This is a genomic window from Nocardia asiatica NBRC 100129, from assembly GCF_000308415.1.
Taxonomy (GTDB): Bacteria; Actinomycetota; Actinomycetes; order Mycobacteriales; family Mycobacteriaceae; genus Nocardia; species Nocardia asiatica.
On sequence record NZ_BAFS01000210.1, the window covers coordinates 1 to 20,988 of the forward strand.

24 protein-coding genes and 1 pseudogene are annotated in these 20,988 nt (G+C 66.1%); 11 read left to right on the top strand and 14 right to left on the bottom strand.

What is annotated here, in order from left to right; all coding sequences use genetic code 11:
• Nucleotides 1-499: 499 nt before the first annotated feature.
• The 6 genes from ON27_RS20585 to ON27_RS20605 form a co-directional block, all read right to left on the bottom strand.
• Nucleotides 500-1,330 carry a hypothetical protein gene (locus ON27_RS20585; RefSeq protein ID WP_043730094.1) on the bottom strand — a complete coding sequence of 277 codons (831 nt, stop codon included), beginning with the start codon at nt 1,328-1,330 and terminating at the stop codon, nt 500-502.
• 39 nt (nt 1,331-1,369) lie between these two features.
• Nucleotides 1,370-1,936, bottom strand: a complete 567-nt coding sequence (locus ON27_RS20590) for a hypothetical protein (protein WP_157227258.1) — start codon at nt 1,934-1,936, stop codon at nt 1,370-1,372.
• 77 nt (nt 1,937-2,013) lie between these two features.
• Nucleotides 2,014-2,223: a hypothetical protein gene (locus tag ON27_RS20595; protein WP_043730099.1), complete on the bottom strand. Its 210-nt coding sequence runs from the start codon at nt 2,221-2,223 to the stop codon at nt 2,014-2,016.
• Nucleotides 2,224-2,485: 262 nt separating this feature from the next.
• The gene (locus tag ON27_RS20600; protein WP_043730101.1) at nt 2,486-2,800 is read right to left on the bottom strand and encodes a hypothetical protein; all 315 of its coding nucleotides are present in this window, start codon (nt 2,798-2,800) and stop codon (nt 2,486-2,488) included.
• On the bottom strand, nt 2,797-3,126 hold the full coding sequence (locus ON27_RS42980) for a hypothetical protein (protein ID WP_157227259.1): 330 nt from the start codon (nt 3,124-3,126) through the stop codon (nt 2,797-2,799). The genes ON27_RS20600 and ON27_RS42980 overlap by 4 nt, the downstream gene beginning before the upstream one ends.
• Nucleotides 3,119-3,607 carry a DNA-directed RNA polymerase subunit beta gene (locus tag ON27_RS20605; RefSeq protein ID WP_245560026.1) on the bottom strand — a complete coding sequence of 163 codons (489 nt, stop codon included), beginning with the start codon at nt 3,605-3,607 and terminating at the stop codon, nt 3,119-3,121. Before ON27_RS20605 ends, ON27_RS42980 begins: the two co-directional genes overlap by 8 nt.
• 256 nt (nt 3,608-3,863) lie before the next feature.
• Here ON27_RS20605 and ON27_RS42985 point away from each other — a divergent pair, with 256 nt between their 5' ends.
• The 4 genes from ON27_RS42985 to ON27_RS20625 all read left to right on the top strand — a co-directional run bounded on the left by ON27_RS42985 (nt 3,864) and on the right by ON27_RS20625 (nt 7,367).
• Nucleotides 3,864-4,745 (top strand): helix-turn-helix domain-containing protein, encoded by an 882-nt coding sequence (locus ON27_RS42985; RefSeq protein ID WP_157227260.1) that lies wholly within the window; start codon nt 3,864-3,866, stop codon nt 4,743-4,745.
• 33 nt (nt 4,746-4,778) lie between these two features.
• Nucleotides 4,779-5,045, top strand: coding sequence for a hypothetical protein (locus ON27_RS42990; RefSeq protein ID WP_157227261.1), 267 nt, complete (start codon nt 4,779-4,781; stop codon nt 5,043-5,045).
• Between the two features lie 11 nt (nt 5,046-5,056).
• Entirely contained in the window at nt 5,057-5,785 is a 729-nt protein-coding gene (locus ON27_RS20620) for a 5-formyltetrahydrofolate cyclo-ligase (RefSeq protein ID WP_043730112.1), read from the top strand.
• Between the two features lie 442 nt (nt 5,786-6,227).
• Nucleotides 6,228-7,367, top strand: coding sequence for a helix-turn-helix domain-containing protein (locus tag ON27_RS20625; protein WP_245560027.1), 1,140 nt, complete (start codon nt 6,228-6,230; stop codon nt 7,365-7,367).
• 245 nt (nt 7,368-7,612) lie between these two features.
• On the opposite strand, the gene ON27_RS20630 is transcribed toward ON27_RS20625, so the two are convergent.
• Nucleotides 7,613-8,128, bottom strand: coding sequence for an ArsI/CadI family heavy metal resistance metalloenzyme (locus ON27_RS20630; protein ID WP_043730118.1), 516 nt, complete (start codon nt 8,126-8,128; stop codon nt 7,613-7,615).
• Between the two features lie 98 nt (nt 8,129-8,226).
• Here ON27_RS20630 and ON27_RS20635 point away from each other — a divergent pair, with 98 nt between their 5' ends.
• Complete coding sequence (locus ON27_RS20635; RefSeq protein WP_043730120.1) at nt 8,227-8,586, top strand: Rv2640c family ArsR-like transcriptional regulator; 360 nt, start codon at nt 8,227-8,229, stop codon at nt 8,584-8,586.
• 24 nt (nt 8,587-8,610) lie between these two features.
• On the opposite strand, the gene ON27_RS20640 is transcribed toward ON27_RS20635, so the two are convergent.
• Together ON27_RS20640 and ON27_RS20645 are read right to left on the bottom strand one after the other, a co-directional pair.
• The gene (locus ON27_RS20640; RefSeq protein WP_043730123.1) at nt 8,611-8,922 is read right to left on the bottom strand and encodes a hypothetical protein; all 312 of its coding nucleotides are present in this window, start codon (nt 8,920-8,922) and stop codon (nt 8,611-8,613) included.
• Complete coding sequence (locus ON27_RS20645; RefSeq protein WP_157227262.1) at nt 8,919-9,239, bottom strand: hypothetical protein; 321 nt, start codon at nt 9,237-9,239, stop codon at nt 8,919-8,921. Before ON27_RS20645 ends, ON27_RS20640 begins: the two co-directional genes overlap by 4 nt.
• 233 nt (nt 9,240-9,472) lie before the next feature.
• On the opposite strand from ON27_RS20645, the gene ON27_RS20650 reads away from it, so the two are divergent.
• Both ON27_RS20650 and ON27_RS20655 read left to right on the top strand, forming a co-directional pair.
• Complete coding sequence (locus tag ON27_RS20650) at nt 9,473-10,666, top strand: helix-turn-helix domain-containing protein (protein ID WP_157227263.1); 1,194 nt, start codon at nt 9,473-9,475, stop codon at nt 10,664-10,666.
• Nucleotides 10,667-10,801: 135 nt separating this feature from the next.
• Nucleotides 10,802-11,260 (top strand): annotated as a pseudogene (locus ON27_RS20655) (SRPBCC family protein); the annotation flags it as partial.
• 383 nt (nt 11,261-11,643) lie between these two features.
• On the opposite strand, the gene ON27_RS20660 reads toward ON27_RS20655, so the two are convergent.
• From ON27_RS20660 to galK, 3 genes are all read right to left on the bottom strand, one after another.
• Nucleotides 11,644-11,895, bottom strand: a complete 252-nt coding sequence (locus ON27_RS20660; protein ID WP_043730132.1) for a hypothetical protein — start codon at nt 11,893-11,895, stop codon at nt 11,644-11,646.
• A gap of 12 nt (nt 11,896-11,907) precedes the next feature.
• Entirely contained in the window at nt 11,908-13,596 is a 1,689-nt protein-coding gene (locus ON27_RS20665; protein WP_043730225.1) for a sodium:solute symporter family protein, read from the bottom strand.
• 247 nt (nt 13,597-13,843) lie between these two features.
• Complete coding sequence (gene galK / locus ON27_RS20670) at nt 13,844-14,971, bottom strand: galactokinase (RefSeq protein WP_083887697.1); 1,128 nt, start codon at nt 14,969-14,971, stop codon at nt 13,844-13,846.
• Nucleotides 14,972-15,136: 165 nt separating this feature from the next.
• Here galK and ON27_RS20675 point away from each other — a divergent pair, with 165 nt between their 5' ends.
• The 3 genes from ON27_RS20675 to ON27_RS20685 are packed head-to-tail and all read left to right on the top strand — an operon-like array spanning nt 15,137 to nt 17,801.
• Nucleotides 15,137-15,706 (top strand): pyruvoyl-dependent arginine decarboxylase, encoded by a 570-nt coding sequence (locus tag ON27_RS20675; protein ID WP_245560028.1) that lies wholly within the window; start codon nt 15,137-15,139, stop codon nt 15,704-15,706.
• Nucleotides 15,703-16,269 carry a hypothetical protein gene (locus ON27_RS20680; protein ID WP_043730135.1) on the top strand — a complete coding sequence of 189 codons (567 nt, stop codon included), beginning with the start codon at nt 15,703-15,705 and terminating at the stop codon, nt 16,267-16,269. Before ON27_RS20675 ends, ON27_RS20680 begins: the two co-directional genes overlap by 4 nt.
• Complete coding sequence (locus ON27_RS20685) at nt 16,269-17,801, top strand: GGDEF domain-containing protein (RefSeq protein WP_051046822.1); 1,533 nt, start codon at nt 16,269-16,271, stop codon at nt 17,799-17,801. Before ON27_RS20680 ends, ON27_RS20685 begins: the two co-directional genes overlap by 1 nt.
• 1 nt (nt 17,802) lies before the next feature.
• On the opposite strand, the gene ON27_RS20690 is transcribed toward ON27_RS20685, so the two are convergent.
• Together ON27_RS20690 and ON27_RS20695 are read right to left on the bottom strand one after the other, a co-directional pair.
• Nucleotides 17,803-18,546, bottom strand: a complete 744-nt coding sequence (locus tag ON27_RS20690; RefSeq protein WP_043730140.1) for a DUF6319 family protein — start codon at nt 18,544-18,546, stop codon at nt 17,803-17,805.
• A gap of 243 nt (nt 18,547-18,789) precedes the next feature.
• Nucleotides 18,790-19,404: a TetR/AcrR family transcriptional regulator gene (locus ON27_RS20695; RefSeq protein ID WP_043730144.1), complete on the bottom strand. Its 615-nt coding sequence runs from the start codon at nt 19,402-19,404 to the stop codon at nt 18,790-18,792.
• 211 nt (nt 19,405-19,615) lie between these two features.
• On the opposite strand from ON27_RS20695, the gene ON27_RS20700 reads away from it, so the two are divergent.
• On the top strand, nt 19,616-20,983 hold the full coding sequence (locus tag ON27_RS20700; protein WP_043730148.1) for a flavin-containing monooxygenase: 1,368 nt from the start codon (nt 19,616-19,618) through the stop codon (nt 20,981-20,983).
• The last annotated feature ends 5 nt before the right edge of the window (nt 20,984-20,988 follow it).

The following is a 20,988-nucleotide window of genomic DNA, read 5'->3' on the forward strand; positions in this document are numbered from 1 at the left end:
GGTCGCCATCGGCGCGGCGATCATGTACTTCAGCACGATCAACTCGCCCATGCCCACTCCCCTGAAGTGAATTTCCGCCCCGGCACCACACCCTGGTGCCGGGGCGTCATCCCTTCCTGTGGGTTTCGTCCGTCATGACAAGCGGACGCGAAGTGCTGGCCTACTGCCGCACGACCCAGTGTGCGAACCGAACCCCGCCTCAAAGAGAGACCTGCGTCGATTGGACGCGGTCTGTCATCGGTCGCGGGATACATTGCGTGAGCGGTCCTGTCCTTGGCCTGTGCCGCCTCGCTCAACGCTCGGCGCGTGACCGGGCGTCTGCCTCACTGCGGCTTGTGGATGCTGCGCCTGCCCCAACCACAGAAGTCTTTCCACCTCCGACAGACGTCCTTTCTCGTCCAGCTGCTTGAACGCCGCGTTCCTTGCCTCATCGAGCGCCTTGGACACCGCTTCGCGTTCCCTCTCGGCTGCCGCTGCGCGTGCCGGGGCTGCTTCGCGCTCAACTGGCGGCGACGGCTACTTCTCGGGCCGCCTGTTCTCCGGTGTCGGCGGTTTCGCGTTCCCGATACTGGCTGGGCACCGGGAACTCCCGCGCCACACGTTCGGCGGTTTCCCGTTCGATCCGCGCCCGTTCGGCTTCCAGCGTCTGACGTGCTTGCCTGGTTCGCTCGGCCTCTGCTCGGACCTGCCGGTCGCGTGCGACCTTCTGTGGCGCATCCGACCGGCCACGCGCAGCGGCTTCCCGGAACTGCTGCATCTTCCGGAACTTCTCGGCTCGGTCGCGCGCCTTCGCCAGCCCTGCAATCTTCTCCTGCCGCTTCGCCTTTTCCTGCTGCCGCTGCTGACGAGCCTTCTCGCCGACGCCGGGCAATTCGAGCTGCTGGCCCTGCTCCAACGCACGCCCTCGCGCCCAGATCTCGCGGGCATCGGCTCGCGCTATGACTTGGTGTGTGAACTGATTCGGAAAGTCTCGGAGCAATCCGACGATGAGTTCCTGCGCTTCTTTCGATATCGACTCACCTTGGACCGATCGCAACACATGCTGGTGATTCTTATTCTTATCAAGAAGCTCTCGCACCGCTCTGAGTTGCTTTTCGTCTTTTCCTCCCCGAATTCTGCCAGACTTCTCTTCGATGGTGTAGGTGACGCCGCGATGTTCCTTGATCTTGTCGAATTGAACCCGGTCTTTCCCGACTTCATAAGTTCGGGAATGAATGACGTACCCATTCTCGCGGTCGCGGAAGAATCGATCGGCACCATTTTCGAAGATTCGTCCACGTTCATTGCTATCGAATCCGTTGCGATCACTGTCGTAGCCGTCACCAGGCAATACCCACCCCCGAACTTACGAAGCAAATATCAATGCGGGTCACATGAAAGGAGGATGGCCAGAGAAGTTGACGCTCAACTCGGAGAACAATGGAGCGCCGCCCTTACGCAGCCTCCAGTAGGCAACGGATACCAGTTCGATGATGTCGATGAACTCATGTTCTACAACGAAGTTCACAAGCAGTTCCGCGGTGCAGGTCTTCCAATCTTGGAATTTGAAAGCTATACCCGGCTTGATGCCGTCGTATATCGAAATATCTTTGTAGTCGTTGTAGCCGGACGGCATATCGGTCAGGTCGAGCCACCGCGCATCGAGATACCGGATGAGCCATTCTCCGATGAAGCACACCAGTTGATCGACGTTGTCTGAATCTTCGGGGACTGTTACAGCCTTCACATCTGGAAACAGCTCCGCGATCTTGTCGCTGATCTGTTCTGCCTCGTCGGATTCGAAGTCCCACGGTTCTTGCGGCAATGCAGGCAATCCGGCGCGATCGAGAAATTTCCGCACCTGTGCAGCACGCCGGTCAGGGGCGACCCATATACCCCACTTAGTCCGCTCGACGGGTACGCCGAGATCCATGATCATCTGCTCGTCATTCCCCACGTTCACTCCCTCTCGTTGTGGTCCGAACAGGTCAGTCTCGCGCCCGCACAGTCACCGGGCAAGCAGCGGGTGTCGCATCATCGCTGTACATACAGTCGTTCCCCGGGCAACCTCGGTAAGTGGTCGGGTGCGTCACCGGCCACGGATACGCCGTCTGTGCAGTGCCGGAATTGTTCGTCTTGGACGAAGATCAAAGCGGCGGTGAGGCATGCCGCGTAGTGCAGGTGGTACTCGCGCAGCCGCACGATCAGGTGCACATCCGGTTCGTTCGGCAGTGGGGATGTCATCACCTACCCGGCTTTGTGCCGGGAGCGTACATAGACGTTCCTTTCGTGAGAGAGCGTCGCTCGCGAGCGAATTATGCTGTTGCTCAATCAGTTTGGATTGGGAATCGGCGGAAGGCTGGCGGCGGGTTCGGTTGGGCACACCGATGTGGAGTCCCGTCCGCGCAGCCTTCCCCCTTTCGGGTGCCCCGGCACGTGCGCGCTTCCTTGTGGTGCAACGGGTACCAGGGGGCGCGATGTGTGCCGGGGCGGCTCTGGGGTTGTGTCAGGTGCTGGTGATGTGCTGGCCGATGATCGCGGGGATCAGCAGGTCGAGAAGGGTGATCTCGTCGGCGGCTGGGATGTTGTCGATGATCGGATCGAGCACGGGTGCGGCATACAGGCGGCCGGTGTGGGGTGGAGATGCGGTGCGTGCGCTGGAGATCAGTTCGAAGACGACCAGCGCCATCACACGCACGCGAGTGGTCTGGATCATCCCGTCCCGCACCGCATCCGCGGTGGCGACCATCAGAGTGCCGATCACGTCGATGAGGACGTCGAGTTCGGCGGCGGCGCGCTCGCCGTCCTGGTCGCCGTTCACCGACCGGCCTGCGGCGGCTGGACTGGCGGCGGGGCAGGCTGGAAACCAACTTCTAGGTGGCGGGTACGGTCGCACACGACGCGGATACCGATCCATGGGCATTTTCGGTCTCCGGGTGCGATCGCCATCGGAGAGCCGTGGACGGCCATGCGGCCATTGACGACCTTGACCATCTGCCCAGAGCAGTTCATGGACGGGCACTTCACCGACAACACCTCGCCGGTCTCCTGGCGAAAGGTGAACAGGTTCAATTGTTCGACAGTGATCCACGGCCCACACGCCGCACCGCACCCGTCCGGGACTATGGCCGTGACGTTGTCAGACATGCGTCATCACCACCCGCCGCTTCCGGGCGCGGTGGGCGACGCACCCCCGGATCGCTTCGACCACGACGCGCCCCGGTGGGCGGTAAGGATCGCGGGGTGGTTGCACCCAAGCCCGGAACAAGCCGGGGCGTTGTCCGGGACCGGGCAACGCGATCTCTCCGGCGCGCAGGATGGACACACCGAACCGTGACATCTCCGCGAACAACCGAATGTCCTCCGGCAGGTCGGGGCCGGTGAGGAAGGTCCAGCGCTGCGAACGCGGATGCGTCAGGACCGGCCCGACCTGCTGACCGTGCTGGTGCATCCATGCCTTGACTTCCGAGCCGATGAACGCGGGCATCATCACCCCGCACACCCGCCCTGCCCGCAGCGTGATGCGACCCAGATGCGGCGGCCGGACCTCGGCGGGCAGGTCACACACATGCCGGTAGAACTGACACGCGGACAACGGTGTATGCCCCAGCTGTCTTGCTGAATTCACGAACAACTCCCCTGCTCGATGCACTGGTGTGCACCCGACGCCGAGGCCGAACCGCCTGATTGCGCGTCACCGGGCAGCCTGGCGGGGCCGGGAGAACCGGCAGCACCCGGCGTCGGGGCTGACCATCAGGGTTGTTCATCGCCAACGTGATCGGAACCGTCTGAGTGCTACGGAAGCGCTACGCTCATGTGCACTCGAGACCGGTGTGCACGATTGGACGGATGCGATGATCGTGACTAGGTGGACAGGCGTTGAAGTGCTGCTGCTGCGCACCCAAGCGCTTCGTCTGACACAGAAAGAGCTTGCTGCCGTGTCCGGGTTCTCTCTAGGTGCCGTCCGGAAGTGGGAGCGTCGCGGATCGACTATCACGCTGGCGAGTGAGTTCGCTGAGGGTATGGATACCTTGCTCCAGCGCCTCGACGACCGGCAGCGAGCGCGGTTTCAGTCTGCCCTCGCCAACGTACGAGACGATAATCGCGGTCTGGTGAGCGGCGGCGAAGAAATTGACCGGATGGAATATGGTACTACCACTCCGAAGAAAGTTGAGGTCAGCACCATTGAACTTATTCGAGGTCATATCTACGACCTGAATGCATCTTATGAGATTGAGCCCTCGACATCCCTTCTCGGACAGGCTGGACAATACCTCGGCCAAGTGCGACTGTTTCACGCTCATGTGACCACTGAGTCGATCCGTAGAAAGCTACTTACTGTCGAAGCTCAGGGAACAATACTTATGAGCCGACTTGTCTGGGACGCTTCCCAGCGCCGCGACAACGCGACGGCGCACTATTATCTGGACCAATCAATTGCGGCGGCGCAGGAGTTGGGCGATCCGGTCATCGAGGGACAAGCCCTCCTGCGAAAAATATACATCTCGCTCTATGGCGAAAAGAACCCCGTTATTGCATTGAATTTGTCTACAAGACTTCTAGATGCTGTCCATATATTCAGTCGAGAGTTGGCCTTTCTGGCGCTTCTTCACCAGGCGGAGGCATTCGCGATGCTGGGTAGGCAAATAGAATGCGAGAAGGCATTGAGCCGTGCTGATTGCGTTCATGGGACCATTGCCGATGGCGAGGTCGTACTGGGTATAGACGCCGTAGCAGAATACAATAGGCTTGCTGGATCGTGCTAGCTTTTCCTCGGCAAAGAAAAGCGCGCTCAAGCCATGCTGGAAGAAGTAGCCCGCAAGGCGGGTAAGAAGTCGAAGACCGATGCCATCGTCATGGGTAACCTGAGCCTTGCCCAAATCCGACAGCATAGGTTCGAAGAGGGCGCGCATGTTCTCAATAAAGCAATCGATTCCGTGGAAAAGACGCGTGGCGGCGCTGGATTGAACATTGTGTTCAATGCTTGCCGAGAACTCAAGCCATACCGCAATTCGGCGGTTTTGCGGGACGTATACGACCGCATTCTCGAGTTGATGACGAGATAGGAGAGCGCGCAGTGAGTGTTGAGCAGCGGAAGCAGAGTCTTCGCGAAGAGGTCTGGGCCATGCTGGAACACGAAGGAGTTACGCGCCAAGGCGCTCCCCGTCATATTCCAGCATTTGTGGGTGCCGAATTGGCGGCCGAACGCTTGGCTAGTCTGAACGAATGGAAGCGGGCTGAAGTTCTCAAGACCGTTCCGGACACCGCTCAATTACCCGTTCGGATTCGTGCCCTTGCTGAGGGAAAACTGGTCTATATGGCCGTTCCTCGCCTGGCTGCGCCGAAGCCCTTCTATTTTCTTGACCCTGCCGGTTTGGTCGAGCCTCCCGAGCGTGCGGCACAAAGGGACGTAGCCGCCGCGATCGGCCGGAACGTCGATGTAAACGAGATGCACCCAGTCGACATGGTGGTCCTCGGCAGCGTAGCGGTTGACCGCAGCGGCGCGCGATTGGGCAAGGGCGCAGGATACTCCGATATCGAACTTGCGCTTCTGCAAGAAGGCCACCGGATTGGACCGGACACGGTGATTGCGACAACCGTGCATCGACTTCAGGTGCTGGACGTTCCACTACCTGAGAGCTCGCACGACTTCCGCGTCGACGTGATCGTCACGCCGGAGGACGTGATTCGATGCGATGAACGCCGCCGCCCAGTAGGGCTTATCTGGGACTCGTTGCCGCAAGAGAAGATCGCGGCGATACCGGCGCTCGCGGCCCGCCAGGCGGCGGCGAATCCGGATGGATGACTTGGGACCGTGGCCTCGCTGCCAGGCTCGAACCACCATGGGTGCAGAAGTACTGTGACTGTTCAAGCGGTTGAGCTGATCTGCGGTTGATATTCTATCTTTCCGTGTCGCAAGAGCGTGTCATCGCTTGAGGCGAGCACTCGAGGCTGTTCCGAAGCATTGGCACTCGTAGACGGCTCGGTAAAAACTTCTGAAGCACAACGATTCTTGTCAACGATGCCGAATTGTCGGCTGCGCCTCATCGGGCAACCGGCAGAGACGGAGTGAGGAACCGGCGGCAACCCGACTCGGGGCCAAATCAAGCGTCACGCACGAAGATCGGCCTGTGCAGTGGCACAAGTAAGTGGCATTGTGCGCTGGATCACTGAACGGGACGCACTGCAAGGGCCTGGCGATAGTGGCATTCGGTAGTGGCACCCTGGGAGATGATCACGGTATGGGTGTGGGCGAGTTGATCCGTGAGCTTCGGAAGGCGCGCGGATGGTCGCAGGGGCGGCTGGCGGACGAGCTGGCGGCCCATTCGGGGGCGAACATCTCTCGGGAGTACATCTCGAGGCGTTGGGAGAACGGAGACACGGTGCCCAGCCGGTTTTGGCTACGCCATCTCTCGGCGGTACTGGACGTGCCTCTGGCTGTTTTCGAGGACGATGGCATGAACAGACGGAAGTTATTGGCGCAGGCGGCCGCGACCAGCATCGCGCCGGTAGTGGCCTCCGATCTGCTGGCGGCTGGATTCTCCGCGCGGTTGGATCATGCCGGGCCGGATATCGAGACGTGGCAGGCGAAGCTCAACGCCTATGGCACGGACTACATGTCGCTGGGGGCGGCGGATATCCAACGGCGCCTGGCCATCGACCTGGCAATCCTGCAACAGCAATTGGACAGCCCGCAGATGTGGGGAGCGGCGGCCCGGCTGATGACCCTGTATGCGAAAACGTTCCCAGGGTCCGACGGCACGAAAGCGGTTAGCTGGTATCGAATGGCCGCTGAGGCCGCAGACCGCTCCGAAGACGAGCAAACTCGGATTTGGGTGCGCGGGCGAGCAGCCATCGCCCTCGGTTACGAAGGTGCGGCGCTGCGGGTCGCGGGCCTCTTCGCGGACCAAGCACTGTCGTTATCGGACAAGCCGAGCTTGGGGCGCCTCAACGCGATCATGGGCAAGGCCCATGCGGCGGTGCTGCGCGGCGACCACGGGACGGGGCGCGCCCTCATGGAAGAGGGACGCCGTGTTTTCGACAAGTCCGGCTCGTATGAGCAAACCTCCGACTACGCCGTCCCGTGGTGGCGCATGAACGTGTTCCTCTCCTTGCTGGCCGCCCGACTCGGGGATGAGAAAGTGGCGGTGGCATCGCAAGAGCAAGCGCGAAGGGAACTTCCGGCCGAACTGCCGCGCTTCGCGACACATCTGGAATTGCACCGTGGTCTGATGCTGGTGAGAGCCGGCGATCGACCCGAGGGCGTCCGAGCGGCGCGTACCGCGATGAATGCGCTTCCGCCGGAGAAGCACTCACTCACGCTGCGGATGTTGATGGACGAGATCACCGGAACCAAGGACGCACCGGCTGGTACGACGCGCGAATAGAACTTATGCACTGCGCGACGTCGGTACAGCCGCAGATCGACGGCCCCGGCAATCCGGGGTGTTGTCTCCAGCCTGTTTCCGAACGCGAAGTTCGCCTCGCTCGGCTCGCCGAAGCTGGCATATGGCGAGCCCCGGGCCTGCATGCCTGCCGCCCGGGGCTCATCACGCCTGCTGAAGACCACGACGGCGGCGGTCCGGGGCAAGACGTACAGCCGGTCCGATGCGCCGCCGCGAGCGTTGCCGGGTCAGTCGCAGCAGGTCGCGCCAGCGGCTACGGCCTCCTTCTTCGCGTCCGAGCCGCAGCACGCGCCCTCCGCGGCGGCCTCCTCGGCGGTGCCGCAGCAGGCCTGGACCGCCTCGGCGTCGGCTGCGCCGCCGGGTGCCGTGCCGAAAGTGTCACTGTCGGCGAGGACGGTGTAGACCTCCCAGCGTTCGGCGTCCGGGGCGGTGACCCAGACCTTGTCCTGCGTGGCGAAGCAACAGGTGGTGGCGATCTGTTCCTCGGTGAACAATCCCGCTTCCGACAGGCGGGCGATTTCGGCATGCACTTGGTCGGACGTTTCGACCTCGACACCGAGGTGGTTGACGCTGCCGCCGTGGCCGGGGTTCTCGATCAGCACGAGTTTCAGAGGCGGCTCGGCGATGGCGAAGTTGGCGTAGCCGGGCTTGCGCTTGGCGGGCTCGGCGGCGAACAAAGTCGAGTAGAACTGCACAGCCTGGTCGATGTCGTCGACATTGAGGGCGAGCTGGATGCGGGACATGACTACCTCCACTTGTTTGACATATATCGAAGAACCGGTTCGCTGCCGAGTCTGCCACCTTTTCGACATATGTCAATGCTTTGGGTAGAGTCGATCGCATGCCCAAGACGTTGCCCGTGATCGACATGTCGGCCCCGGTCTGCTGCCCCCCGGTCGCGGCCGGGCCGGTCGATGACGCCGCCGCGCTGGAAGTGGCGTTGCGGTTGAAGGCGATCGCCGATCCGGTGCGGGTCAAGCTGTTGTCACTGCTGTTGACCAGCGCACCCGGCGAGGAGAACGGCGGCGATCTCGCCGCGGCGGTGGGGCTGGCGGAATCGACGGTCAGCCATCACCTCGGCCAGCTCCGCAAGGCCGGGCTGGTGGAGTCCGAACGTCGCGGCATGAACACCTTCCACCGCGCCCGCCGCGACGCCCTGGCGGCTCTCTGTGTAGTGCTGGACCCGAACTGCTGCCGTTGAGCACCCTGATCGACGGCACACGGGTCAAGGGTCCGTGGCAGTGTGCTGAGCGGCGAGAAACGCGACCAAGAGGTCGAGGACCGACAGCTCGTCGACGGCGGGCACGTTGTCGATGAGCGAATCGAGGATCGGGGCGGTGTAGAGGCGGCCGGCATCGGGGCCTGCCGTGGTTCGGGCGCTGGCGATCAGTTCGTAGAGCACGACCGCCAGCACGCGGGCGCGTCGGCTGCGGGGCCGGCGCTGCGCGGGGGCGGCATCCCTCAGGGCCGCGTCGACGGCGGTGATCACTTCGGTGAGTACGGCGATCTCGGCTTCGGCGCGGTCGTCGTAGGTCATGCCGACGTCTGCGCATCGCGATGTCGGGAACCGGTGCGGTCGTCGACGATGTGGATGCCTGCCCATGGGCAGACGCCGGGCCGCTCGGAGGGGCCGGTGTGTGCTGCGATCCTGCCGTTGACCACCGAGACGAAAGCGTCGGCGCAGTGCCGGGACGGGCATTGCACGGCGCGCAGTTCGCCGGTGTCCGGATCGAACTTCGCCGCACCGCAATGTGATACGGCGATCCACGGTTCACATTCCGGTCCGCAGCCCCGGTGCGCATGCCGGTGGTCACGGCGGGAGAACGGAGTGTCCCCGTACGGGGTGTGCTGCACGGTTGGTTCCTCGCGGTCGTCGGTCGACCCGGAACCGGGGCGAGACGCCACCCGTCCCTTGCGTCGTGCACGATTCGGATGTTCCCTCGCACAGGAGTTCGGTTGTGCGACAGGGTTTCCCGGTTCCGGGTACGGATACCAGGGTGCCGGTGCAAAATGCCTGGTGGAAGGTAACGGACACGCAGATTCGAGCAATCGGCAGCAATGACCGTCCGGCAGGGTAAGGGGGCACCGTGGCAGATGTGACGATGTGGACCGGCGCGGATGTGAAGACGCTCCGGGACGCGTGCAGGTTGACCCAGAGCGAACTCGCTGAGCTGCTGCGTTGTGCGCAGCGGACGGTCAGCTTCTGGGAGAGCCGGCCGTACCGCCGGGTGAGTATCAGCCACCAAGCACGGCTGGACAGGGTACTCAAAGATGCGGACCATGGGGCGCACAGGCGTTTCCGGGCGTTGATTGGAGAACTTGACGTGAACCGGCGCGACTTCATCGCCGCCACCGGCGCGGTCATCGGCACGGCGACAACGAACAACAGTGGTTCTCCGACCGTCACGTCGGATGCGATCGGGCATCTGCGCGACACCGTCCACTCCGCACAGCTACTGGACGATCAGCTCGGTTCGGATGCCGCCCGTCCGATCGTCGAAGCCCAAGCGCGAACGTGCGCGGCGCTGCTGCGCGACTGCCCGGCGAGCTTGCGGCCCGCGCTGCACTCGTTGACCGGCGAGGCCATGGCCAGCAGTGCGTGGTCGGCGTGGGACCAGGGCGACCTGAACCGAGCGGAAACCCTGTTCCGCACCGCCCACGAGCACGCGGAAGAGTCCGGCGACATCGACATCGCGACCGGCATTCTCTGCCACCGCACCCAATTGGCGGTTCAGCTGCGCGACTTCCGAGACGCCGCCACGATCGCGGACGGGATGCTGCGACTGCCCGTGCGGGACCGTCGGGTCGACGACTTCAGAAAGCTGTGCGCGGCGCAGGCGTTCGCCTCCGATGGACGGAAGGTCGACGCGTGGCGACAGCTGATCCAGGTGAGCGACGAGTTCACCGAGCAGACGACGCCGGACGAGTCGTACTGCTACTACCAGAGCGCGTGGACCACGAGCGCCATGACCGCCCGCTGCCTGGAAACGTGCGGCGAATCGGACGCGGCGGCCGACACGATCGAAGCTGCGCTGGGACTCATTCCCCGCCACGCGACCCGCGACCGGGCCCTGTGGAACCTCAGCCTCGCCCAACTGACGGTCACGCGGGATATCGACCGTGCGTGCGAAGCCGCCCGGCGTGCCCTGGCCCTGGCCGCGCGGAATACCTCGCCCCGGCTGCGGCAGGCGTACGCGCAGACCAGGGCGAGTTTCGAGCCGTGGGCTACGGCGCGACCGGTCCGGGATCTGGACGCGTACGCGGCGATGGTCTTGGCGTAGACGACCTCGGGCTGTTTGTCCGCGGTGGACCCGGGTATGCGATTGATGTCCCGAGTCGCCCCCAAGGGAGCGCTTGTCAACCGAAAGACGCCCGTCCGCGCGATCGGTGCGGGTGGGCGAGGAAAGGGGTAGCAAGTGAGCACAATGGCCGCCACGGTGGACGTCGACGTTCCGGTTCGCACCGCCTACAACCAGTGGACGCAGTTCGAGTCGTTTCCGCAGTTCATGGAGGGTGTCGAAGCGGTAGACCAGCTCGACGACCGGCACACGCACTGGCGTGTCCATGTCGGCCCGTCGACGCGGGAGTTCGACGCGACGATCACCGAACAGCATCCCGACGAACGGATCGCCTGGAAGTCCGACAGCGGACCCAACCACGCGGGGGTTGTCACCTTCCATCGGCTCGACGACACCCATACCAGGGTCACCGCGCAGATGGATGTCGACCCCGAAGGGTTCGTGGAGAACGTCGCCGACAAGCTCGGCGTACTGAAGCACCGGGTGAGCGGTGACCTGGAACGCTTCAAGCACTTCGTCGAGGAACGAGGTCACGAAACGGGCGCGTGGCGCGGCGACATTCCGCGTCCGGATGCCCGCGACACCGCCACAGAGCGCGGCGGGGCTCCCCGCCCCGGCGGAACCGGCGCCATGCCCGGCGAGACTCCTCGCCCCGGTGGGGTCGGTGGAACCGGCCTCCCCGGCGAAGGCGGCACCTTCCCGGGCGGAACCACCCGCCCCTGACGCCTGAGCCGCGCGACAACCAGCGCCCCCTGGAATTCCAGGGGGCGCTGCCCGTGTCGGAGAGAAGGCGCTGTTCGTGTCGAACAGAGTCGCCGCCCGTGTCGAACAGGGTCCGCTGCCCGTCTCGGAGAGTAGCCGCTGCCCGTGCCGAACCGAGGTCGCTGTCCGTGCCGAACAGGGTCCGCTACCCGTCGAACAGGGGCGGCTATCCGTCTCGAACAGGGGCGCTGCCCGGATCAGACGGTGTCCGGCCCCTCGTCGGCCTGGTCGGCCGGGTGCGGTTCGGGCACCTGGACCGGACGCAGCAGCGCCCAGGCCACGAACACGACGGCCACCACGCCCATGGCGAGCCCGGCCCACAGGTTCACGTTGACGCCGCCGGTCTTGGCCTGCTGGGCCGCGGTGTCGTCCACCAGTCCGGTGACGACGAGCACGATGCCGTAGCAGCCGAGCAACGCGCCGACGATGGTGCGGATATCGAAAAGCATTGCGACGACTCCCTATCCGACGAGAATGTTGAGTGCGATCACGAGCACGAGCGCGATGCCCGCCAGCAGGACCGGACGCTGGTACCAGGGCAGCGTGTCGGCCTCCGGATCGGTGCGCACTTCCTTCGGCGTCTCCGAGTACACCAGCCCGACCAGTTCCGCCGCCGGTTTCGGCTGGGTCACCTGGGTGACCGCGACACTGACCACGATGTCGACCACGAACGCCACGCCGGCGGCGACGAAACTCGCGCCCTGGCCGGACAGTTCGAACACTTCCATCTCGTGCAGGATGAAAACGAGGATCGCCGAACCGGTTCCGCAGACCAAACCCATCCAGCCCGCGGCCGGCGTCATCCGTTTCCAGAACATGCCGAGGATGAACGTGGCGAACAGCGGCGCGTTGAAGAAGCTGAACAGGGTTTGCAGGTAGTCCATCATGTTGCTGAAGCCGGAGGCGATGAACGCGGTGAAGATCGCGGCCACGGTCGCCCCGATGGTGGCCAGCCGGCCCACGCCCAGGTAGTAGCCGTCCGGGCGGTCGCGCCGGACGTACTGCTGCCACAGGTCGTAGCTGAACACCGTGTTGAATGCGGAGATGTTGGCCGCCATGCCCGCCATGAACGCCGCGAGCAGACCGGCCAGCCCCACCCCGAGCAGGCCGTTGGGCAGCACGTCTTTCATCAGGTACAGCAGCGCCTGGTTGTAGGTGGTGTCGCTCTCGTATTCCGGGTTCGCGGTGACTGCCGCCTTGTACTCCGCCATCTGCGGCACCAGCACGGCGCTGATCATGCCGGGGATCACCACGATCAGCGGGATGAACATTTTCGGGTAGGCGCCGATGATCGGGGTGCGCCGCGCCGCCGCGATGGAGTGCGTGGCCATCGCGCGCTGCACTTCGACGAAGTTGGTGGTCCAGTACCCGAACGAGAGCACGAATCCGAGCCCGAACACGATGCCGAGGATCGACAGGAAGTCGTTGCCGAACCCGCTGAGGGCGTTACCCGGCCAGGATTCCAGCTGTTGCGAACCGCCGGGTGACGCGCCGATCTTCTCCTGCAGACCGTCCCAGCCCCCGATCTTGTGCAGGCCGACCAGGGTGAGCGGCAGCAGCGCGGCCACGATCACGAAGAACTGGAGCACCTCGTTGTAGATCGCGGCCGAGAGGCCGCCGAGGGTGATGTAGGACAGCACGATCACGGCGGCCACGATCACCGACACCCACAGCGGCCAGCCCAGCAGCACGTTCAGGATGGAGCCGAGCAGATACAGGTTGACCCCGGCGATGAGGATCTGAGCGACGGCGAAGCTCAGCGCGTTCACCAGATGGGCGCCGGTGCCGAAGCGGCGGCGCATGAACTCGGGCACGCTGCGCACCTTGGAGCCGTAGTAGAACGGCATCATCACCACGCCGAGGAACAGCATGGCCGGTATCGCGCCGATCCAGAAGTAGTGGAAGGTGGGGAACCCGTACTCCGCGCCGTTGGCGGACATGCCCATGATCTCCACCGCGCCGAGGTTCGCGGAGATGAACGCCAGACCGGTCACCCAGGCGGGCAGCGAGCGTCCGGAGAGGAAGAAATCGATGCTGGAGGACACGCGCTGTCTGGCCAGCAGACCGATGCCGATGACGAACACGAAATACAGGGCGACCAGCGCGTAGTCGACCGGCTGCGCGTCCAGCCGGAGGGTCTCGGCGGCCAGCGGATGCGGGGGCGGGGCGGCCAGGGGGGAGACGATCGGCACGGCGGCGAGAACGGATGGAGCGGCGAGCGGCACAGCGTTCCTCCTGGCGGTGAAACCGGGGCGGCGAGCGAGATCGTGCGTCGTGCTGGTTGTGCCCGGCGCGCACGACCTCCTCGTCGCCCGCCGAATGGTGTCGGCTGAACATACTCTGCGCGATCGGGCGGCACCGGCGTGGCACATTCGCCCACAAATTCTGGACGGTCGCTCAGTCGATTCGGCGCGCTCCGGCGGCGGGAACGACGACGAACGTGCGCGGCTCGGCGAAACCCGCTCGCGCGAAACGCCGTCGCACCGACTCCACCACGGTCGGCGTGCGGTCGCGGTCGACCAGCGCGATGACGCTCCCGCCGAATCCGCCGCCGACCATCCGCGCGCCGTGCGCTCCCGCCGCCAGCGCGGCATCCACGGCGGCGTCCAGGGCCGGAGTGGACACCTCGAAATCGTCCCGCAGCGAAACGTGCCCCGCGGTCAGCAACGGGCCGATCTCGCGGGGGTCGATGCCCTCTCGCAATTTTTCGGCAACCGCGAGAACCCTGGCGTTCTCGGTCACCACGTGCCTGGCGCGGCGGCGCAGCACGCCGTCGGCGATCCGGTCGGCATCCGCCGCGGACGTCACCTCGCGCAAAGTGGCGACGCCGAGCGCCGCGGCCGCCGCCGCACATTGATCGCGCCGCTCGGCGTAGCGGCCGTCGACCAGTTCGTGCGGCTGCCCCGTATCGATCACCAGCAGTTCGAGGCCGAAAGCGGCGAGGTCGAAGGGGATCTGCTCGTGCCCGGCGCCGCGCGGCGCAGTGGTGTCGGCGGCGAACGCGCGCACGTCCAGCAGCAGCGCGTGCCCAGCCGTGCACAGCATCGCGGCCGATTGGTCGAGCAGGCCGGTCGGAGCGCCGACGTAGTCGTTCTCGGCGGCGCGGGCCATGTCGATCAGGGCGCGGTCGGTCACCTCGGGTGCGAACAGATCACGCAGCGCGACGGCCACGGCACACGACAGCGCCGCCGAGGACGACAGCCCCGCGCCGATCGGCACCGCGCCGTCGAGGTCGAGATCCACGCCGGGAATCCGATGACCGCGCCGGGTGAACTCGGCGACCACGCCGAGCGGATAGCGCGCCCACCCGGGCACCCGCGCCCGCTGCCGGGCCAGATCGCGCACCGCGACGAGCACCGGGTCGCCGGGCCGTTGCCGCGAGCCGACCCGCGCCAGCCCGTCCGTGCACGCGGCCGCCGTACACCGCACTACCAGCGGCAACGCGATCGGCAGGACGTAGCCGTCGTTGTAGTCGGTGTGCTCACCGATGATATTGACCCGCCCCGGCGCCACCCATGTCCGCACGCTCGTTCCTCGCTGTTCTCCTCGGTCGTGTCAGGGTACGAGACACGCCGCACGAGCAGTGGTTTCGGCGCGCTTGGGTGCGCGATCGCGGTTCGTGACGCACAGTCGATTTCGACGCAAGACCGGCCTGCAAATTCGGTGGCCGCGTCGGATCGGGAGGGCTTCATGATGCACGACGCCGCACGCGGCGACTTACGCGCGCGGTCGCGCCCGGATCGGCTGCGGCCACCGCTGGATCGGCCGCTCCCGGCGCCGCTGACCATCGAGATCGGCGCGGCGACCGGAGCGGGACCGACCGCCATGTCGGCGTTCGACGCTGCGCTGCGCGACCTCGGGGTGGGCGAGGCCAACTTGATCCGGTTGTCCTCGGTCATTCCGCCGCGCGCCACCGTCGAACGCATCGGGCGGGTGCGCAAGCCGATCCCCTGGGGCGACCGGCTCTACTGCGTGTACGCCGTGCGACACGCCTGCGGGCGGGGCGCGACCGCCGCGGCGGGCATCGGCTGGGCGCTGCGCGACGACGATTCCGGGGCAGGACTTTTCGTCGAGCACGAGGCCGAGACCACCGACGAGGTCACCGCGCTGATCCGGGCCAGTCTGGCGGACATGACCCGTCGCCGCGGCGACAGCTTCGGGCCGGTCCAGCTGTGCACCGCGACCGCCACCTCCGACGGCGACCCGGCTTGCGCGCTGGTCCTGGCGGCCTATCACACCATTCCGTGGGGTCCGCGATGAGCGAGATCTCCGTGACCGTCGAGGCGGCGATTCCGGAGGAACGGATCGCGATGTTCCACCGCCTCTACGAGGAGGCGTTCGGGCCGCTGCGCGCGAAGGCCATCGCACGCCAGGTGCTGCATCCCGACGAGTTCCGGGAGGAGATGATCGACCCCCGCGTGCAGAAGTACGTGGCGCACGCCCACGGCGAGCCGATCGGCGTGACGACGCTGACTCGGCATCTGGAGACCGTGCCGTGGATCAGCCCGGACTATTTCGCGGCCCGTTATCCCGAACACGCGGCGCGTGCGGCGATCTACTACGCGGGTTTCACCCTTGTTGCGCCAAGTGCCCGCCAAGGAGCCGCGTTCCATGCCATGATCAAATCAGTTGTCCATGTTTTGGTTGCCGAACGCGCGGCGGTCGGTTGGGACATCTGCTCGTACAACAACACTCGGTTCTCGTTCGCCGACAGTATTCGAGCGGTGCTCGACGAACAGGCGAACGTCGAAGTCGCGGTGGAGGATTCGCAGATCTACTACGCGGCCCGGTTCACCGGGGACGGAGCGACCAAGGGGGGCTGATGACACCCGGTGAACAGCCACAGACCAACTGCCGGACGAGTCTTCGATCGGGCTGGCACGCGGCGCTTCTGGGGGGAAGCGGGGCCGCGATCGCGGTTCACCTGGCGCTCGACTCGCAACTGGTGGCGTTCGTGACGATGGTGGTCATCGTCGGCGCGACCCTCGCCATGATCGCCGTCGGCCTGCACACCCACCGGCCCGCGCACCCGCTGCCGTGGTATCTGCTGTCCGGCTCGGCGGTGCTGTTCGCCACCGGCACCACGCTGCGCGACATCGGCGACCACGCGGTCCATCCGCTCGACGACGGATTCACGCTGCTCGGTTATCTCGGCGTCGGGCTCGCCGCGCTGATCTGGCTGTGGCCGCGCCAAGTGCACGGCGACTACGACCTGCTGCTGGACTCCGTCCTCATCGGGCTCGGCGCGCTGCTCGCCTCGTGGACCTTCCTCATCTCACCGATCCTGCAATCCACCGAGACCGGGCTGGACGTGCTGGTCGCCGCGACCTACCCCGTGCTGGACGCACTGCTGCTCACGTTGGTCGCGCACTCGATGGCCACCTCCACGCGCGCGGAGACCTCGCTCTGGCTGCTGCACGCCGGACTGGTCGCGGTGCTGCTCGGCGATCTCGGCTACAGCTTGGAGACCGCGGGCGCGACCGCGCTGGGCCGCGAGGTGCTGCTGGCTCCGCTGCTCGTCGCCTACGCCACCGTGGGCGTGGCGGCGCTGCACCCCACCATGGCCACGCTCGGCACGCCGCGGCGCATCCACCCGCACCATTCCCGGCAGCGCGCCAGCCTCATCGCGATCGCGCTGATCGTGGCTTCGCTGGTGCCGGTGGTGGGGTCCAGCCTGCAGGCGGTCGACCGAGTGGTGGTGTCGTCGCTGTTCGCGCTGCTGCTGATCGGCATGCTGGTGCGCAGCGAGCGGGCGATCGTGCGCAGCGCACGCAGCGAGCGGCGCGCGCAGTACCAGGCCGACCACGACATGCTCACCGGCCTGCTGAACCGGTCGGCGCTGTTGCGCGCGCTGCGGCAGCGGGCGCAACAGTGGGCCGAGCAACCGATCTGCTTGCTGTTCATCGACCTCGACGGCTTCAAGCGGGTCAACGACAGCTACGGGCACGCCGTGGGCGACGAGCTGATCGCGACGGCGGCGGCCCGCATCCGGCGCGTGGTGCGCCGCGAGGACGTGGTGAGCCGCTACGGCGGCGACGAATTCGTCGTGCTCGCCGCGCTGGCGCGGGCGGATGCCGCCGTGCTGGCCGAACGACTGCTCGGCGCGTTCGTCCGGCCGTTCGGGCTGAGCGCGGGCGAGATCCCGATCACCGCGAGCGTCGGCGTCGCGTGCGCGGGTCCGCGCAGCTCGGACCGCGACATGCACAGCCTGCTCCGGGACGCGGACGCGGCCATGTACCACGCGAAGCACGACTCGCTCGGCTACGCGTTCCACGACGACCTGCGCCGCCCGCCCGCCGATCCCGAGCGCCGGACCTGGCGCACGGTCACCCGTTCCGCCAGCCCCGCGGTGTGAGTCAGTCGCTCAGCTCGTCCAGCAGGCGCTTGGCCTCCTCCAGCTCGGCCTGTAACTGCTGCACCTTGGCCTCCTGCACGCCGCGCAGCGCCTCCAGCACGCCCGCGACCACCTCGGCGACCTCGGGATGCAGGATCTTCGCCGCCTGGGCCACCGCGGAACCGGCCACCGGCAAGCCGCGCAGGGTGCGCTTCTTGCCGCTCACCACGTCGACCGACCATTCGCCGTCTGCGGTGCCGGTGAGTGTCACGGTGACCTCGGGAGCCTTGGCCTTGCGGGCGGCGGCCGCCTTCGCGGGCTTGGGCGCCGCCGGGGCTTGCTTGCCCGCACTCTCCCCGCGGCTCGCCTCCCCGGCGGCCTCCACCGGTTTGGGGGCGGCGGTTGCCGTGGGGGCGCTCGCCTGAGCGGGCTGCGTCGCGGTCGACGACTGGGTCACAGGGGGTTCCTTCCTGGTTGACGACTTCGGCTGGGCAGCGGCGCCCGCCACCCCTCGCGGCGGCTTGGTCAAGGTCACCTCGACGGGAGAGAAGGACAGTACATCCTTCGATCCGGTCGGCCGGACCTGCAGGAAGTCACCGTCGGCAGGGTCGCCGAGCGCGATCACCTTGCCCGAGCGCCCCTCCGGAACGCCCACCGCGGCCGAGGTGAACCACACCATGGGCGGGTGGCCACCGGCTATGTCCGTGGCGATCTGTTGAATCTCGCTGTCCGACAAAGGTTGCGGCTTGGTTCGTGGCGACGGCATGGCGACTCCGAGCTATTGCGTGGTTGGCTGCGTGCACAGATGATGCCGCACGCCGCCGACAGATTCGCGGGCCACCGTCGAATCGGGTCGGCCGAGCACCCGACCCGGACAATCAGCAAATATTCGGCAATGCCAGTCGGGGGCTACCGCGACGGCCGCGCGGTCGCTCGATGACAACCGCTGCGCCGCGCGCTGTTTCGCACACGGTTGCCGATCGCGGCGGAACACAACGCACCGGGCCGGTCAGCTCGCCGCCGTCGGCGCGCGCAGCGCGGGGAACCAGATGTCGGTGAGCACCTCGACGGCTTGGTCCACCGAGACGTCGATGGTGCCCTGCATCGCCCATCGCGTGAAGAACCGTTCCAGTTGCGCCACCAGCAGTTCCACGCGCAACCGCGCCTCGTCGCGCCGCTCGGCAGGCCACCCGGCGAGGTAGGCCGTCATCGCGTTGGGCAGGGCGAGGATGCCGTCGCGGGCGATCTCGCGGAACTCCGGCTCCAGCGCCGTCGCCTCGTCCCACGCGGGCAGCAGGTCCTTGTACTCGTGGAACCACTCGATCGCGCGGGCCACCCAGCCGGCGAACTCGGCGCGCGAACCGGTCTCCAGCACGCGGTCGAGATCCTGATAGAAGTGCAACGCGGTGGGCGCGGTGCCCTGCTCGGCGATCGCGCGCAGCAACTCCAGCTTCCCCGCGAAGTGCAGATAGAAGGTGGCGCGGCTACAGCCGACCGCCGCGGCGATGTCGTCCACCCGCACGGCCGCGTAGCCGCGGCCGGCGAACAGCACCTTGGCGGCCTCCATCAGGCGGGCCCGGGTCTGCTGCTTCTGCTCGTCGCGCAGGTTCGCGTTCGTGCGCATGGTGAACCGGTACCTCGTATCCGTGAAAGACGTGCTGACATGCGGCTACCGCCGATCGAGTCTACGCGCGGACAAGCTCGATAGACAGTGCGTTACTCACTGGACATGATGTCTACCCAGTGTTATTTTGTTGCCTACGTCACTCCGGTGCGCGACCCGTATCGGACGTTCGGCCGTCCTCGGCGACGGCCCACCAGCACGAGGACAGTGAATGACGTCAACCGCACTCCCCCGGGTCTGCGTGATCGGGGCGGGCCCCTCGGGGATCACCGCAGCCAAACGCTTGCACGACCACGGCATCCCTTTCGACTGCTACGAGGCGTCCGACGAGGTCGGGGGCAACTGGTATTACAAGAACCCCAACGGCATGTCCGCCTGCTACCAGAGCCTGCACATCGATACGTCCAAATTCCGTCTGGCATTCGAGGACTATCCGGCGCCCGACGAGTGGCCGGACTTCCCCCACCACTCCCAGCTGTTCCAGTACTTCCGCGATTACGTCGACCACTTCGGCATCCGCGACCGGATCGTCTTCAACACCGAGGTCACCGCGGCCGAGCGCGGCGCGGACGGTCGCTGGCTGATCACCACCGGCGAGGGGCACACCAAGGACTACGACGCGCTCGTCGTCTGCAACGGCCACCACTGGGACCCGCGAATCCCGGACTATCCGGGTGAATTCGACGGCACGCTGCTGCACAGCCACGCCTACAACGACCCCTTCGACCCCGTCGACATGCGCGGCAAACGCGTCGTCGTGGTGGGCATGGGCAACTCCGGCTTGGACATCGCCTCGGAGCTGTCGCAGCGTTTCCTCGCCGCCGAGCTCTACGTTTCCGCCCGGCGCGGGGTCTGGGTGCTGCCGAAGTACGTCAACGGCAAGGTCGGTGACAAGCGCTCGATGCCGCGGTGGATGCCGCCGAAGCTGGGCCTGAAACTCAAGCAGCGTTTCGTCCGCAAATTCCGCGGCAACATGGAGGACTACGGCCTGCCCGCCCCCGACCACTTGCCGTTCGAGGCGCATCCGTCGGCCAGCGAGGAGTTCCTGCACCGCGCGGGCTGCGGCGATATCACGTTCAAGCCCGCGATCACCGCGCTGGAGGGACCGCGGGTGCGCTTCGCCGACGGCAGCGCCGCGGAGGTGGACGTGATCGTCTGCGCCACCGGCTACCGCATCTCCTTCCCGTTCTTCTCCGACCCCGAACTGCTGCCCGACAGCGACAACCGCTTCCCGCTGTTCAAGCAGATGATCAAGCCGGGCATCGACAATCTCTTCTTCCTCGGGCTGGCCCAGCCGCTGCCCACGCTGGTGAATTTCGCCGAGCAGCAGAGCAAGCTGGTGGCCGCCTACCTGACCGGCCGCTACCACCCGCCGTCGGCGCAGGAGATGCGAGCGGCCATCCGGTCCGCGGAATCGGCCAGGACGGGCCGCTACTACGACTCGCCGCGGCACACCATCCAGATCGAGTTCGAACCGTATGTGCGGGACTTGCGGCGGGAGCTGGCGCGCGGCGCGAAACGGGCCGCCGCCGCCGGCAACGCCCTGCCGGTTCCGGCTCGGACGCTCGAACACGTGTGAGGCCG